Source organism: Idiomarina zobellii (assembly GCF_900100855.1).
Classification (GTDB): Bacteria; Pseudomonadota; Gammaproteobacteria; order Enterobacterales; family Alteromonadaceae; genus Idiomarina; species Idiomarina zobellii.
Genome location: NZ_FNCB01000011.1, coordinates 68,994 through 85,320, shown reverse-complemented (window position 1 = coordinate 85,320; position 16,327 = coordinate 68,994). Strand labels below are relative to the sequence as shown.

The 16,327-nt window shown below is 47.1% G+C and carries 11 protein-coding genes and 1 tRNA gene; 6 read left to right on the top strand and 6 right to left on the bottom strand.

What is annotated here, in order from left to right:
* Positions 1 to 281 (bottom strand): transposase (locus BLT32_RS09730; protein ID WP_176764950.1); only part of this gene is annotated, 281 nt, incomplete at its 3' end.
* A 41-nt stretch (positions 282 to 322) separates the two neighbouring features.
* Between BLT32_RS09730 and BLT32_RS09725 the strand changes: the two genes are divergently transcribed.
* From BLT32_RS09725 to BLT32_RS09715, 3 genes are all read left to right on the top strand, one after another.
* A complete protein-coding gene (locus tag BLT32_RS09725; RefSeq protein ID WP_161802660.1) occupies positions 323 to 1,432 on the top strand; it encodes a DarT ssDNA thymidine ADP-ribosyltransferase family protein in 1,110 nt (369 codons plus the stop codon).
* A complete protein-coding gene (locus BLT32_RS09720; RefSeq protein WP_053954141.1) occupies positions 1,429 to 2,580 on the top strand; it encodes a macro domain-containing protein in 1,152 nt (383 codons plus the stop codon). The genes BLT32_RS09725 and BLT32_RS09720 overlap by 4 nt, the downstream gene beginning before the upstream one ends.
* Positions 2,581 to 2,932: 352 nt before the next feature.
* Positions 2,933 to 5,527, top strand: coding sequence for an AAA family ATPase (locus BLT32_RS09715; protein ID WP_053954140.1), 2,595 nt, complete (start codon positions 2,933 to 2,935; stop codon positions 5,525 to 5,527).
* Between the two features lie 334 nt (positions 5,528 to 5,861).
* Here the strand turns inward: BLT32_RS09715 and BLT32_RS09710 are convergent.
* Positions 5,862 to 5,938: transfer RNA gene (locus BLT32_RS09710), tRNA-Arg, on the bottom strand.
* 158 nt (positions 5,939 to 6,096) lie between these two features.
* Positions 6,097 to 7,659: a serine hydrolase gene (locus BLT32_RS09705; RefSeq protein ID WP_053954139.1), complete on the bottom strand. Its 1,563-nt coding sequence runs from the start codon at positions 7,657 to 7,659 to the stop codon at positions 6,097 to 6,099.
* Positions 7,660 to 7,815: 156 nt separating this feature from the next.
* Between BLT32_RS09705 and BLT32_RS09700 the strand changes: the two genes are divergently transcribed.
* Genes BLT32_RS09700 through BLT32_RS09690 form a run of 3 tightly spaced genes read left to right on the top strand, consistent with a single transcriptional unit; the run spans position 7,816 to position 12,504 of the window.
* On the top strand, positions 7,816 to 9,906 hold the full coding sequence (locus BLT32_RS09700; protein WP_053954138.1) for a TonB-dependent receptor: 2,091 nt from the start codon (positions 7,816 to 7,818) through the stop codon (positions 9,904 to 9,906).
* A gap of 3 nt (positions 9,907 to 9,909) precedes the next feature.
* Positions 9,910 to 10,953: a PepSY-associated TM helix domain-containing protein gene (locus BLT32_RS09695; RefSeq protein ID WP_053954137.1), complete on the top strand. Its 1,044-nt coding sequence runs from the start codon at positions 9,910 to 9,912 to the stop codon at positions 10,951 to 10,953.
* A 15-nt stretch (positions 10,954 to 10,968) separates the two neighbouring features.
* Positions 10,969 to 12,504, top strand: a complete 1,536-nt coding sequence (locus tag BLT32_RS09690) for a leucyl aminopeptidase family protein (protein ID WP_053954136.1) — start codon at positions 10,969 to 10,971, stop codon at positions 12,502 to 12,504.
* Between the two features lie 158 nt (positions 12,505 to 12,662).
* Here BLT32_RS09690 and cydB read toward each other — a convergent pair whose 3' ends face one another.
* The 3 genes from cydB to alr all read right to left on the bottom strand — a co-directional run bounded on the left by cydB (position 12,663) and on the right by alr (position 16,272).
* Positions 12,663 to 13,664: a cytochrome d ubiquinol oxidase subunit II gene (cydB, locus tag BLT32_RS09685; RefSeq protein ID WP_053954135.1), complete on the bottom strand. Its 1,002-nt coding sequence runs from the start codon at positions 13,662 to 13,664 to the stop codon at positions 12,663 to 12,665.
* A gap of 3 nt (positions 13,665 to 13,667) precedes the next feature.
* A complete protein-coding gene (locus tag BLT32_RS09680; RefSeq protein ID WP_053954134.1) occupies positions 13,668 to 15,056 on the bottom strand; it encodes a cytochrome ubiquinol oxidase subunit I in 1,389 nt (462 codons plus the stop codon).
* Positions 15,057 to 15,180: 124 nt separating this feature from the next.
* Positions 15,181 to 16,272: an alanine racemase gene (gene alr, locus BLT32_RS09675; protein ID WP_053954133.1), complete on the bottom strand. Its 1,092-nt coding sequence runs from the start codon at positions 16,270 to 16,272 to the stop codon at positions 15,181 to 15,183.
* Between the last annotated feature and the right edge of the window lie 55 nt (positions 16,273 to 16,327).

Sequence of the window (16,327 nt, the reverse complement as noted above, 5' to 3'; positions counted from 1 at the left end):
GTCTGATGTTTTTTAACCAGTTTCGGCTCAAATGAGCCGGCTCTGTCGCGGGGCGTATCTAATTCAAAGCTGCCGGCAGGACTCTTGACTGTTTTTGACGTCGAACCGTTCTTGCGGTTAGATTGCTCTTTATCACTGAGATGCTCTTCAAGCTCAGCCTGCATCGCGGCTTCGGTGAGTTGTTTAATAAGCGGTGTCAGGATGCCGTCTTTGCCGGTGAGGTCTTTGCCTTCACGCAACTGCTTTAAAGCGGCATCCATGTCGAAATTGGTTTTGGTCATATGTCATCTCTTTTTTGCTTAGTTTAACGAAATGACACAGAATTCTGAACACTACCGTTCTTCATAAAAAAAACGTAGATCAACAATTCATTATATACCTTTCTATCTCAATACTATCTTTAGAAACAGTACCTGGGGCTTACTTTACGAATGCCTCAGCAAATACAGATATTCCTCCGGCTTTCTTTCCTGGTAATAATCAAGCTCAAAGGCTCGACGTGCTTGACTGGCAAATTATAGATAACAATGGGTGGAGCTATAATAACGAAAATCAGAAGCATAAAAAAATGGCAGAACTACTGCTGCCTGACCATGTTCCTTTATGCGAGGTTAACCAGATAATCACATGGAACGCTAGTATATCAAAAATTGTGAGAGAGCTTTTTCAGGACAAAGGCATTGCGGCACCACGTATTGTCGAAGGCGATTTTGAACATTATTACCACCAGCCTGGAAACTGGAGTAGTTCTTTGATCACAGGACCTTTTTTTCTAAAACGTTCATTTGATGAAGCTGTTTCTTATATTATGTCATTCGAGCGCGAAACTGAGCCAAAATTTCAAAGCCTAGGACAAGCCCTGAATGCTATTCGAGCCGATTTTACGGCTATCAAAGAACTTGAAGATATTGATGAGTTAGGCGCAAACTATGGGCCCCATAATGAAGATGTTGGGTCTCACAGTAGGCGCGTTGCTAATCTTGTGGTTGACTCGCCTGAGTATCTTCAGCTAGATGCTATTAATCGCGAGGCCTTAGAGATGGCAGCGTTCCTGCATGATATAGGTAAAGGACCGAAAGCTCGGTGGAACAATAGTTTCATGGATAGTACTGATCCAGACCACCCTAAGAAATCTCTAATCATGTTAAAGCGAATTTTGACAGAAGATTTACCTGAATTGCCAAATCATCTGGTACGAAAAATAGTAATGCTGGTTACCTATGATGACTTATTGGGGGAAATCGTGGCTAAAGGGAGGAACGACAGTCAGTTGTTCGACATAGTCACTTGTCCTGAGGAGGTCAATATGTTAGTGGCCTTGAGTAAAGCAGATATTGGTTCTTTGAGCCAGGTTTGGTTGGAAAATGTGTCGAGCGGGATTGACTGTCTGAGAAATGAAGCACTCCAAAGGCTGCAAGGTAACGATTCATGATAAAGTTTGTTTCAGGAGATTTTTTCGAGTTTGACGCAGATATTATGGTTAACACTGTTAACTGTGTTGGCGTCATGGGTGCTGGTGTAGCCCTTGCCTTCAAGAAAAGATTTCCTCAAATGTTTAACGACTATGCTGAGAAATGTCGCTCAGGTGCTATTCGACCTGGATTGCCATCTGTTTGGACTCAACAGGACATGATTTCGAAAGACATCGAGATCGTCAATTTCCCGACAAAGGATCATTGGAAGAAACCATCGGAATATCATTACATCAATGATGGATTAATATGGCTATCTAATTATCTCAAGGATAAAAGTGGAAAAGTAGTTACGCTTCCGGCATTAGGCTGTGGTCATGGTGGATTGGATTGGGAGAAGGTAAGAACCATGATTGAAGACAGGTTGCAAAATTCACCTGCACATATATACATATTTGAGCCTCACGATTCAGTCAAAGCTGGTCGTAATATAACACCATCGACAGATTACGAGAGACTTATTAGTTCAGTAGGAGCTGGAGTTATACACTCTATATCTGACGAATACCCCGAAAATTTACGTACCTACACAAATAAAGATTTATATTACTACCCCAAAAATAAGAAGAAGTTCAAATACGACTTTTCGATCGTTTGTAGTACTAAGCCAGAGGAAAGCGAAATTAATGCTGTTCGCGAATTTATTAGCTTGTGTCTCCTAAAAAAGTATAGTGTTTTGTTAGGAGGTACTGCTTTTGAGAAAAAATTGGCTTTTGAATTTTCTGCTAAAGGCTTAATCTGTGGATGTATGCTGCCATCTGGGATCTATCAATCTGTAAAAAAAGTATCTTCGGCTAAGCGATCGGAAAAACCAAATTTGCTTTCAATTGGTGATCCTCTAGTTGGCTTTGACAAAAAGGAATTTATGCCCTCTGTCTTTGCCCGAATATATATTTCTAAGAAGGTTGTTTTTTTTGCTAGTAAGCTTGATTGGTTGCAAAAATATAAGACTAAACTTACCGGAGCCTCATTAGATTCTTATTATTATATATCCGAAAACAGCTCTTCTAAGGATGAGGCTGCAGCATTAGAGCTCGGTGCAAAGCGATTTGGTTTAGACATTCCATTGAATAGCCTTTTTTTCGGCATTGAGCACGAAGAAAAGTAGGTTGATAGATGTAAGACCTTGCGGTGTTTAGTCGTAATATCAAAAAGCACTATAACCTGTCAGAGCTTTCTGTATTCGGCTTTTGATGCCCTTTAACATTGTTTAAAAGTGGGTTGTCGAGGGGAGTTGTCTCGCCATTTTGAATGGTATAAAAATCAGCTAAAAAGGTTCATATTGACCTTCTCAGTAGATTGAAACTAACAAAACCATCAAAGACAATGCTCTACCTCAGCTAGTGTGAGCTAAATATGCCAAGCTTTGCTCAGAAACTAACGAGTTTTATCAGTTACAACGAACGGAAAGTCGTGAAGTTTATATGAAATTGCCTAGTTCAAAGGAGGGAAGCAAATCTATGGCTGTATTAAAGGAACTTCTTGAATGGTCTAACGGTCGTCCAATTTGGCAACGTGAAGCGCTTCGTCACCTAATAATAAAAGGGGCAGTTTCAAGCGACGACATCCTTGAGTTAACCGAAATCTGCAAAAGCGCACAAGGCCTCGTCGATAAGTTGGATTTAAATCTCCTGACGAAAGATCATATTCCAGATGAGGCTGTTAATTCTGAACCAGTTTCACTGGATTCTATCTTCCATTATCGAGGAGTAAATGCTCTTGCAGAGAACCAAACTCTTAAGTTTAGCAACAACCTGACTCTAGTGTATGGCGATAATGGGGCTGGGAAAACTGGTTATATTCGCGTTCTGAAAAGCGCCTGCCGGGCCAGGGGGCAAGAAGATATCTTAGGGAATGTAATCTCAGGTAAAACACCTCTCTCGCCCGAGGTTTCCATAAAGTACAAGATCGGAACAGATGGAGAAATCAAAGAGTGGACAGGTAGCGAAGAAGATGAATATATATCCCGTGTAAGTGTATTCGATACTCAATCTGCCGGTGTTTATTTAACAGAAAAAACCGACGTTGCATTCCGACCTTTTGGTTTGGATTTATTCGACAAACTGGTAAAAATCTGCAAAGCCGTCCGCACCAAGCTGGAAGAGGAAAAAAGTAGCTTATCGGAAAGCAAGCTAACGTCGCTTGAGTCAATTGTGCCAGAGGGTACAGCGGTATCAAAACGGCTTTCTAACCTCAGCTCGCTGACTAAACCTGAAGCAATACAAGCGTTAGCGTATGTCTCTCCAGAAGAGCACGAGCGCTTAAACCTGCTCGAGAAGTCGTTGGCTGATTTGAATGCTAATGATCCTCAAAAGCTAATTCGACAACTGGACCTGCGAGTAGGCCGGATCCAGTCTCTTGTTCAGCATCTTGAAACAGTCGAGTTAGCACTTTCTGAGCAAAGTGTAACCAGTTTTTTTGATACACGTGTTCAGGGCCGCCGCAAGAGTGAAGAAGCTAAAAAACTTCGCGAAGCCGCCTTTCCAGCCAATATATTGCCTGGGACTGGATCTGAAACATGGAGCGGGCTCTGGGAGGCAGCACGCCATTTTTCAGATGAGCATGCTTACCCTAGTCAAAGCTATCCCTTTGTAGATGAAGGAGCTCACTGTGTTCTCTGCCAGCAGCGAATTGATTCTGATTCCAGTGGTAGACTGAAGCAGTTTGAAGAGTTTGTAGCCTCAACTGCTGAACGCGAACTTCGCACACTCAGAGAATCCTTCAAGCAAAAGCGTAAGGATTTTACCGATCTCAACACGATAACAGAAGCAGCAGAAGAGGCTATAAAGGAAATTCGTATTGAGAACCAAGCATTAGCCGACGCTATCGAAACCGCGATTCGTATCAATGAGGATAGAAGAAAAGCGGTAGTACATGCTATCTCTGAGAACTGTGACCTATCGCACGATTGTCCCCCTGTTCATTGTCAATCCGCTCAGGCTCATCAACTTGCCGAGCAAATTCAATCTCGTATCAAGACATTGAGAACTCAAACCACGGAAGAAAGAAAAAAGTCTATGGAGGCAGAGGCTCAGGAACTTCGAGCTCGAAAACTACTTGCGCAGCACGAAAGTTTGGTATTGGATGAAATCGAACGAAAGAAAAAAATAGCCGCCTACGGCCTATGTATTGAAGATACCAGAACCCAAGCAATTACACAGAAAAGCACCGCTGTAACAAAGTCCGTGGTTTCACAGAAACTCAAGCGAAGTTTTAAGCAAGAGTTGGAAAGTCTTTGTTTCCGCCATGCCGAGGTTGAACTTAAAGAAGCTGGAGGAGCAGACGGGCTCTTTTACCATAAGCTTGTTTTAACTAGAGCTCCTGGAGTTGAATTACCAAAAGTCGTAAGTGAGGGTGAACAGCGGTGCCTATCTATAGCCGCTTTCTTTGCAGAGCTTAGCACGGCGGATGAGCGCTCGGGCATCGTATTCGACGACCCAGTATCATCGCTAGATTATCGATGGCGAGAGGGAGTCGCGCGGCGATTGGTGGAAGAAGCTAAAAAAAGACAGGTTATTGTATTCACGCATGATGTGGTTTTTCTTCTTCTTCTAAAGCAGTTCTCCCAAGAACTAAACGTACATCAGCTAGACCAACATATTCGCCATCTACATATGGGTTCTGGCGTGTGTGCAGAAGAGCTACCATGGGTCGCTATGCCTGTTAAGAAAAAAGTTGGTTTTTTAAAGCAAGAATGGCAGAAGGCCGACAAACTTTTCAGGGATGGACACCAAACATCATATGAAAAAGAGGTTCATTATTTATACGGTTTGTTGAGAGAAGCATGGGAGCGGTCTCTTGAAGAGGTTCTACTTTCAGGAGTAGTTGAAAGGTTCCGTCCCGGTGTTCAAACTCAACACATTGGCATTATTGCTGATATTACAGAACAAGATTGCAGAACCCTCTATATCGCTATGTCTAAATGCTCCAAATGGTTGCCGGGGCATGATCAAGCGTCTGCTGCACGAGCTGCCACTCCGGAACCACAGGAATTGAGCGGTGATATTCAAGAATTAGAGAACTGGATTAAAAGTATTCGAGATCGAAGAAAGTAAATCTTGTTGTGGTGCTTCAGAAGAAGATGGTCGCATTTCGACACGTACGATTTTTGTTGAAAGAAGTCTCGACCGCTTATTTGTTTTATAAGGACTTCCTATGTCATTTTCTGAACTTAAACTAATTCGGAAAGCGGATAATTAAGGCAAAGGTCAAAGTCCTTGTTCTTAATACTAGAGGGGAAACTTCTAGCCACAAATTGGACACAGAATGGACACAGCCCTGATCCACCGAAAGCTCAGTCACAACAGCTAGCGGTCACGCCGAAAAACCAGCAAAGAGAATAGTTTAGAGTAGATATGAAAGGAAGTAAATCACTACAGGCCAAGGAAATGGCGCGCCCGACAGGAGTCGAACCTGTGACCTCCGCCTCCGGAGGGCGGCGCTCTATCCAGCTGAGCTACGGGCGCATTTCCAAATTTTGACTTCTAACCACTGTGCCTATTTACCGAATGACTCCTGCCTCCGGAGGGCAACGCTCTATCCAGCTGAGCTAAGGGTGCGCATACTTTGGGAAAAGCGAGGGCATTATAGGGACTGGCCCCCGCTATGTCCAGAGTTCACATGGTTACTGCTTCTCGAGTTTCAGGTTGTGAAAGTCAAAACTGAAATCAGTGAAGTCTGCCACTGCTTCCATGGTTGCCGTCTTTATTTCGTTGTTTCTATTCACATTAAAATCAATAAAGGCATCGGCTTCCAGCAAGGGTTCATCCCAGCGAACAATAAAGGTATTACCGTTGTAATGCTCCAGCGAACCTTTCAGCATATCGGTGTGCGTAAAGTCTATACGCAGCGCGCCATCCTGCTCGGAGATGACCACGTCGCCGTACCACGCATCGGTATAGGTTCCCGCATATTTCGATAGCGCCAGCGACGGCTGCGGATCATCAACCGCTTCTACTTTAAAATCCGCCTTTTTCTGAATGAATTCATGATACTTCTTACTTTCCTTCGCGACCCAGTCCTGGTCAGGCACATCCAGCACCTCTTCCAACGACTCTTGCACTATTGCGGTTAGCGCACCGAACGCCTGTTGATTACTCATAACAGTAATGGCGAATTCTTTCTCAGGAATAACCGTTGTAAAGGACAACATGCCCAAAATACCGCCACTGTGCGACACATGCTTAACACCGTAGTAGTCCTTCACAAACCAGCCAAGACCGTAGCCACGAAAGTATGTGCCCTGCTCTGCCGCATCAGCTGATACCGGCAATGGCGTGGTCAGCTGCCACATATCATGCAGCGACTCTTCCTTAAACAAGCGTTTGTCGGTCGGTGCTGCGCCTTCATTCAGCAAAGTCAGCAACCAACGGCTCATATCATCAACACTTGCTGCCGTTGCTCCAGCGGCAGAAAAGTCTTCCAAAAAGTCGAGCGGGAACCGATGCAGTTCGCCATCCATTTCGATAGTACCTACCGCCACATTGTCGTAACTGGCATCAATGCGAGAAAAGCCAATGGTGCTTTCATCCATCTGCATGGGCTCAAACAGCGTTTGCTCAACGTACTGGTGATACGGCATACCCGACACTTCGCTTATCACCTCACCCGCTGTGACAAACATTAGGTTGTTGTAGTCAAAGCGCTCCCGAAAGCCATGCTCAATGGGCACATTGGCCAAGCCGGCAATGACTTCGTTGGTGGTTTTGTCGGTGTTCGGCCAAATCATCAAGTCACCGGCACCTAGCCCAAGACCAGAGCGGTGACTCAGTAAGTCCCGAATGGTCAGTTCGCGAGTAATGTACGGGTCTGCCAGTTTAAAACTTGGTAAGTGCTCAATGACTTTATCGTCCCAGTCCACTTTCCCCTGCTCAACCAGAGTCGCCATTGCGGCGGCGGTAAATGCTTTTGTATGAGAGGCAATGCCGAACAGGGTTGTGGCTGTAACCGGTTGCTGCGACTCAATATCGCGTACGCCAAAACCTTCCGCTAAAACCACTTCTCCGTCTTTTACAGCAACAACCGCAAGGCCCGGAATGTTAAAAGCATCCAAAGATTGTTCAGCGGTTTGACGAATTTTCTGCTCCAGCGATACGCCCTCTTCCCGCTCAACTTTTGCACTGTCAGAGCACGCCAATAACGCACCAGCAGCTGCACTAACACACAAGATTTTAGATAGTGTTTTCATGATGGTATGACCTTTTTCTTGTTTTCTCTCAGACTACCACAACCTGTTTCGTTTTTGCCGATATCAACTATAGCGGAAACTGAGTTAAGTTTTTATTGACACCAAAATGCGAATCGTTATCATTGGCGCCAAATTATTTAAATGATAAGGATTCTCATGTTTAAGAAGTCTCTTGCCCTTGCAATCCTCGCCGCAATTTCTGGTTCTGCGCTTGCACAACAAGCAAAAGTTGATGAAACCATCGAAATTAAAGCAACCCGTACCAGTATTCCACAAAGCGCTATTCCCGCTACCGTTTCGGTTATTGAGGGTGAAGAGTTGCGCCAGCAATTAAGTGTGGCCGAGTCCTTGTCAGATATTCTTGGAAACCTGATTCCCGCCTATTCCCCGTCTCGCCAAAAGCTGACAAGCTCTGGCGAAACCTTAAGAGGCCGTCAGCCGCTTTACCTAATTGATGGCGTACCTCAATCCAACCCGCTGCGTAACGGTTCACGTGCCGCCTACACCATCGACCCTTTCATGATTGAGCGCGTTGAGGTTATTCACGGCGCCAGCGCGATTCAAGGTATGGGCGCCAGCGGCGGTATCATTAACATCGTTACTAAAAAAGCCGAAGACGGAACGAGCCACGAAGTCAACGCCGGCTTTAGCGCACCAGATTCAGAAGTCTCAGAAGGGTTGAGCTATCAGGCTGGCTACCTTCTACGCCATGGCAGCGGTCAATGGGATGTAATTTTTGGCGCCCAATACCGTGACACCGGCATGTATGTGGACGGAAAAGGTCAATTGATTGGTGTTGATACCACTCAAGGCGACACCATGGATTCAAAAAGCTACGACTTATTTACAAAAGTTGGTTACGACATTGATAGCAAACAACGCCTTGAGTTTATGCTCAACCGATTTGATATGGCTGGTAACGGCAACTACTACTCTATTGACGGAAATCGTGTAGAAAACGTTCCTGCGTTATCGGTTAAAGGTGAATATCCGGGTGATGCGCCCGAAAACGAAGTTACCACTTCAAGTCTGACTTACAGCAACAGCGACTTCTTAATGGCCGACCTAAACTGGCAGCTGTTCTTCCAGGACTTTTCCGCACTTTACGGTGGCGGTACCTATGCAACGTTTCAAGATCCTGCATACGGCGACGAAATTTTTGACCAGTCACGCAACGACTCGCGTAAATATGGTTCACGCTTAACGCTAAATTGGAACAACATTCAGCAGTCGCCAGTCTCGGTGAGTGCCGGGCTGGACTTTTTATCTGACGAAACCTTCCAGGAGCTGGCTCAAACAGGCCGTAAATGGGTACCTGCAACGGAATTCGAAAACTGGGCACCATATGCGCAACTGCGCTATCAAGCAAACGGTCTGACTTTAAGCGGTGGTTTACGCTATGAATACGGAAAATTAAAAGCAGATGACTTCACCACGTTGGCATCTTACGGGTCTGTCTTCGTTGAAGGCGGTGAACCAAGCTTTAACGAGTTACTGGGAAACCTGGGAGCTGTTTATGCTCTGAACGACGAATGGCGTGTTTTTGCAAGTTATTCTGAAGGCTTCAGCATGCCGGACGTTGGTCGTGTATTGCGCGGCATTTCAACACCTGACTTAAGTGTTAGCAGCTTCCTGGATCTGCAACCGGTTATCGCTGACAACGAGGAAGTCGGCATTGAGTATCAGGGCAATGCATGGAACGCGTCACTGAGCTATTTCCGCTCAAGCTCTGACCTGGGCGCTCGCCTACAACCCGATGCTGATGGTTTTTACAGTGTGCAGCGTGAAAAGACTGAAATTGACGGTATTGAGTTTAGTACCGAATATGCGCTATCCAATGATACTGCTTTAGGACTGAACTACGCTGACACCAATGGCGAGTATGACAGCAACGATGACGGCTCAGTCGACACTAAGCTAGGCGGCCGTAACATTGCTCCGAAGCGCGCCAACCTGTTCTGGTCACAACAGTGGACTGGCATGGTAAGCAGCCGGGTACAATGGAATAAGCTATTCGACCGTGACATTTACAGCGGTGAAGACGCCATCAACAACTTCGATGGTTACAACACAGTCGATGCAACCGTCCTGGTCGAAACTCGCGATATGGGTCAATTCTCGCTGGGTATTGAGAACTTATTCGATAAGTACTACTTCACCTATTACGCGCAGACGGTCGGCGGCGATAACCGTAACTTCACGGGTCGCGGACGCACCATTAGCTTTACCTGGAATTACCAATGGTAAGCCATGTCGCTTAAACGCAAGCTGCCTACACTAACTCAATGGCACCGATGGCTGGGCTTAACGCTCAGCCTTTGGCTTTTATTGATGGCAGTAAGTGGTTCGCTGCTACTCTACAAAAATGACCTGCTGCAGCTTTTTTATCCACAGCTCAATTTAGCGCAGCCCGTTGAAACGAAAAACGCTGCCGCTGTTCTAGACCTATTCGACAACGGCTACGCCCTCATGCCCACCGCTGACCGCCCTTGGCTTGAAGTGGTTAATGCGGACAAAACACACTTTTACTATGACGCCAGTGGCAATCTGTTGCTTGAACGGGAGTATTTAGGGGATCTCACAAGCTGGCTTGTTGAGTTGCACCATCACTTGGCACTCAACGAACTGGGTAAAGATATTCTGGGAATTTTGGGCTTATTAAGCCTCGTCCTCATCGGTACAGGATTAATCCGCTGGTGGCCACGCAGAGGCAGTTTTCGGCGCGCTTTGTCTGTAAGGTTTTTTAATCCGTTCACTAAGCGCGGTAGCCAAACCTTATGGCAATTGCACCGGTGCATTGGTGCTGCACTTTTCGTTCCTATCGCTATCGTACTAATCACCGGTACCGCAATCATGTACGCTGCTCCGGTAAAATCAGCGCTAATTTTCCTACTCCCGTTTACTCAGTCAATTGAAACGCCGGTACCGCCTTCTATGGCTGCCGATAACTGGCAACAACGGTTAGAGCTGGCAAAGCAAGCTCTCCCAACGGCGGAGGCTCGTTTGCTTTATCTGGAAGAGCCGCGAATTAGAGCTAAACACGCAAACGAATGGCACCCGAATGGCCGCAACTATATTGAGTTCTCTGAAACCGGAAAGGTGAGTCAGGTTATTGATGAGCGAGAAACTCCTCTCGGTAATCAAGTTTCGAATATGATTTACCCGACGCATGTCGCCGCTATTGGTGGAGCTTTTTATTTGTTCATCGTGCTTTTATCGGGTTTGGGCTTAATCGTTTTGCCAGTCAGTGGGTTATGGTTTTATAGTAAACGCAGACAACTCAAGAAAACCTAATTCAAGGAAAACACTATGTCGTTAAAACAGGTCATGAGTGCTCTGGCTGTTTCTTCGGTTTTGTCGCTGCCTGCGTTGGCAAGTGACTACCTGGACACGTTCACGAGCTTTTCTGATGAAAACAAAGACACCAAAACTCGCGTTATTTTTGTGCCGGAAGGTACGGCAGTTGAGCTACCAGAATGGTCAGGCTCTGATGTAAATGCCGTTAATCGTGCTGCAGAGATTGAGGAATTTAAAGGCGAAGCCTCACAGTTAACAACAGTGATTGCGCCGGAAGGCACCAAAGCCAATCATCTGCTTCTGGCGGGCGTCGGTGACCCGGCTGAACTTTCCCGTTTTGAAGCGGAGAAGTTAGGCGCGTCTATTGCGGCTGCTTTAAAGCCTGAGCTAGAAAGCGTTGTTTTCGACACACGCCTAATCAGCAACCCGGGCATTGCCGCCGAACTGAGTTCACACATTGCTCATGGCATCGACTTGCGCAACTATCGCTTTGACCGTTATCAGTCCGAGCCAAAAGAGCGTCCACAAACGGCTTACCATTGGTTAGTGAAAAGCCCTGACATGGCAGAGAAAAAATATCTGGCCTCGCGCGCCATTGCTGAAGGCGTGTTTGTTGCCCGCGACATTACCGCTCTGCCCGGCAGCGACGGCTACCCTGAAGCCATTGTGAAGTTAGCTCAGGAAGCCATGAAAGACTTAAACATTGAGCTGACTATTGTCACGCCTGAGCAAGTCGACGAAATGGGCATGGGCTTATTAAAAAGCGTTAGCCAAGGCAGCCAACATGGTTCATACCTGCTAGCCGCCCACTATAAGGGCAGTAACGCTGACCCAATCGCCTTGGTCGGTAAAGGCAATACCTTTGACACCGGTGGCTATAACTTAAAAACCAGCTCCTCTTCTATTTTGCGCATGCAAACCGACAAAGCCGGCGCTGGAGCCGTTATTGGCGCGGTTATGGCGTTAGCGGCACAAGAAGCACCGGTCAATGTGGTTGCTGTAGCACCTCTGTCGCACAACCTTATTTCTGGTTCAGCAACGTTGCCGGGCGACGTCGTTAAAGCGGGTGACGGTACTTTGGTAGAAATTGCCAACACCGACGCCGAAGGACGTCTGATTCTTGGCGACGGTAACTGGTATGCCAACGACAAGTTCAAACCTCGTGCCATTGCTAATATTGCGACATTAACCGGTTCAAAAGTTGGCGCCCTGGGTACTGGTTACGCCGCTTTGTTTGCATCTGAGGACGACTTACGCTCAGCTATTATCGAGGCTGGCAATGTCACTGGTGAGAAAGTCTGGGAACTGCCTTTAGAAGGCTATGACGGCATTATCGACAGTCCGCTGGCCGACATTCGTAATATTGGTTCTCCGGGCACACAGGCCGGTGCAGCGTTTCTTAAGCACTTTGCCGGTGATACGCCGTGGATCCATATCGATATGGCCGCTGACGCGATGGTCAGTTCAGATACCGGTATTCATCCGGCAGGACCAACCGGCTTTGGAGTGCGCTTGTTAACTGAGTGGGTTCATCAGTTAGAAAACTAAGCAACATTAGATCTCAAATAAAAAGGCACCCGCCAATGGGTGCCTTTTCTATATCTACAACAACGCCCAGCGGATAAGGCCGCCGACTAAAGTGACAGCCAGCACACCCAGGCACCACAAACCGACAAACCACAACCACTTTTTAAGTACCGGTTTCATCAGTCATGATACCCGCTGTTTGGGTCTACCTTACCTCTGAACACCCAATAGGTATAACCGGTGTAAGCAAAGATAATCGGCAAGAGCACCACGGCACCAACCAGCAGAAACTTCAGGCTGTTTTCAGGTGCGGCGGCCTGCCACAAAGTAATGCTGCGCGGTACCAGGTAAGGGAAAATACTGACCGCAAACCCGGCAAAAGACAGAAGAAACAGCCCCAGGCCCCACAAATACGGCCGTCCTTCCTGTCGTTTTTGTAACGATCGCAGTAAGCCCAGAGTAATAACCACCAGCAATACCGGTAACACCCACAAACCAACCGAGGCTGGGTAAGTAAACCAACGCTCAGCAATGTAGCTATCAACGTAAGGCAAATAAAGACTGACAAAAGCAATGCAGGCCACCAGTAAAATAGCACTGTACCAGCCCGCCCTGTAGCTTTGACGCTGCAGATCACCTTTGGTTTTCATGACCAACCAGGTCGCTCCCAGCATCATGTAGCCAATAACCACGGCCACACCGCAGAAGAAACTAAATGGGGTCAGCCAGTCAAACCAGCCGCCGGAATACGCCCTGTCAGTAACCTCTATACCCTGTAGCATTGCACCCAACATTATCCCCTGACTCAGAGCCGCTACTAACGAACCAACGATAAAGGATAAGTCCCAAACCCCTTTTGCTCGCTTAGTTTTAAAGCGGTACTCAAAAGCCACACCGCGAAAAATGAGCCCCAACAGCATAGCAATAACCGGCATATAAAGTGCAGGCATGAGCACAGAGTAGGCAAGCGGGAACACCGCCAACAAACCACCACCGCCCAGTACCAGCCAGGTCTCATTTCCGTCCCAGACTGGCGCCACAGTGTTCATCATTACATCGCGATCTTCTTCCTTTTTGAACCAGGGGAAAAGCAATGCAATACCCAAGTCAAAACCGTCAAGCGCAACATAAGCAAATACGGCGACCGAAATTAATATTGCCCAAATCAGTGCGTAATCCATAGCTTAGGCCTCCTCATCGTAAATGCGCTCAGCCGCCATTGTCGGCTTATGTTTGGCATATTCGGGAATCGTTACTTTTTCAGGATCCGCTGCCATTTTGCGCAGAATATAGAATGTACCGGCACCAAAAACGAGGAAGTAAACCACAATAAAGGCTATCAGACTGCCTGCGACACCCGCTTTATCAATAGGAGATGCAGCATCGGCTGTGCGCAATAAGCCATAAATAACCCAGGGCTGACGACCCACTTCGGTGACTATCCAGCCAGCAATTACAGCAACAAACCCCATGGGACCCATGAACACACTAAAGCGCAGTAGCAGACTGTTGTCATAAAGCTTTCCGCGTAACCGCTGCAGACCTGACCATAGTCCCGCCAGCACCATCAAAAGTCCTATTCCGACCATGATTCTGAATGACCAAAACACGGTCGCTACTGGGGGCCAATCTTCACGCGGAAATTGGTCAAGACCAGTGACTTCTGCATTAATATCATGCTTAAGAATAATGCTGGCAAGCCCCGGTACTTTTAAGGCGTAGTCCACTTCCGCCGTTTCTTCGTTGGGCAATCCGAATAAGTACAGTGGTGCCCGGGTTTCGGTGTCAAAGTGCCCTTCCATTGCGGCAACTTTTGCAGGCTGATGTTCCTGAGTATTCAGCCCATGAAGGTCACCCACAAAGACTTGCAGCGGTGCAACAATTAACGCCATCCACATGGCCATGGAGAACATTTTGCGTGCCGCAGCGTTGGTTTTGTCTTTTAACAAGTGCCAGGCACCGACGGCACCCACCACAAAAGCCACTGTCAGGTAAGCCGCTAACAACATATGCGCCAGCCGATAGGGAAAAGAAGGGTTAAATACCACTTCAAACCAATCGGTCACCACAAACTGACCAACGTCATTCATGGCGTAGCCGGCTGGGGTCTGCATCCAGCTGTTTACCGATAGTATCCAGAAAGCAGAAATGGCCGTACCAATTGCAACCATCAAGGTAGCAAAGAAATGCAGCTTTTCCCCCACTTTGTTCATACCAAACAGCATGACACCAAGGAACCCGGCTTCAAGGAAGAACGCAGTCAGTACTTCGTAGCCCATTAACGGCCCGATAACCGGCCCTGCCTTGTCCGAGAATACCGACCAGTTCGTACCAAACTGGTAACTCATCACGATACCGGACACCACCCCCATACCAAAAGCGACGGCGAAAATCTTGACCCAGTATCGGAATAATTTCTGGTAGACCGGATTTCTAGTTTTTAGGTATAAACCTTCTAGAACGGCTAAATAACTAGCCACCCCAATAGTAAAGGCAGGAAAAATAATGTGAAACGCAATGGTAAAAGCAAACTGAAAGCGCGCCAGAAATAGCGCGTCAAAACTCTCAAACATGGCAAACACCGATTGTTTAGGGTTGCCTTAAGTATACGCTCTTATTGATAAAGATCAGGTTGGTATGCAGGACAAATACTAATAATCGCCATACTTTTTGTATGGCTAATAGCCTGAGGCTGCTCTATACCTTAACCTTGGGCACTCTCACGCTAACACCCGTGAGCAAGTGCCAGGAAATAGTCCTGCCATGAGCCGCAACCTCACGCACATCGACATTTGGCCCCCAAAGCTCAACATCGTCGCCTATCTGAACATCGGCAACATCTGTCACATCTATCGTCAGCATATCCATAGACACGCGCCCTGCTAAGCCTACCGCTTGCCCACGCACCATCGCTGGTGCTCCATTGTCGGCTTGGCGCGGATAGCCATCAGCGTAGCCCATTGCCACGGTTGCTATAAGGCTTGGTCGTTGAGCTGTCCACGCACTACCGTAGCCAACCGATTCTCCTTTCTCGAGCTTATGCAACGCAATAACGGGAGCAACCAGACGCATAGCTGGCTTTAAACTAGACTGCACTTCTGTGACCGTTGACGGATTAACGCCGTACAACAACAATCCCGCCCGAACCCAATCATTGTCCTGCAACACCCACTGGGTTTCCGGGTTCAATAAACCCGCTGAATTGTGGAAACTGCGAGCTTGGTAGCCTTTAGTACTCTCAGACAACTGGCAGAACAGTCGCTTTTGCTCTGCGTTCAGATCGTGGTCAGTGTCTGCATTCGCTAAATGCGACATGAGGGTGACGCCTGCGACATTCTGGCTTGCATTTAATCGCACCAAGGCTTGCTGAGCCTGCTCTTCAGACCAACCCAGGCGATGCATGCCTGTGTCGACTTTTAACCATACCCACAGCGGCTTATTTAACGCAGTTTGTTCAATAGCCTGCAGTTGCTGCTCACAGTGAACAACGGGGCTTAAATTATATTCTGCACACACAGCCAGCTCTGACACCGAAAAACAGCCTTCCAAAATGACCAAAGGTCCCTGATAGCCAGCTTCGCGAACCGCTAACGCCTCTTCCATAAAACCAGCCGCCATACCATCAACATGTGGCTTTAACGCATTGGCAGCATGAGCAACACCATGTCCGTAACCGTCTGCTTTTACCACTCCCAGAAGCTTGCCACCCGCCATTGTTTTACGCACCCACTGAGCGTTATGTGCTATTGCTGCGGTAGATATTTCGGCGCGAGTTTGGCGGTAGTGCATGCGTTTTCCTTATACCTGCTTTGGGAACAGAGTGTCAGTTTACCGTATTTTCTGC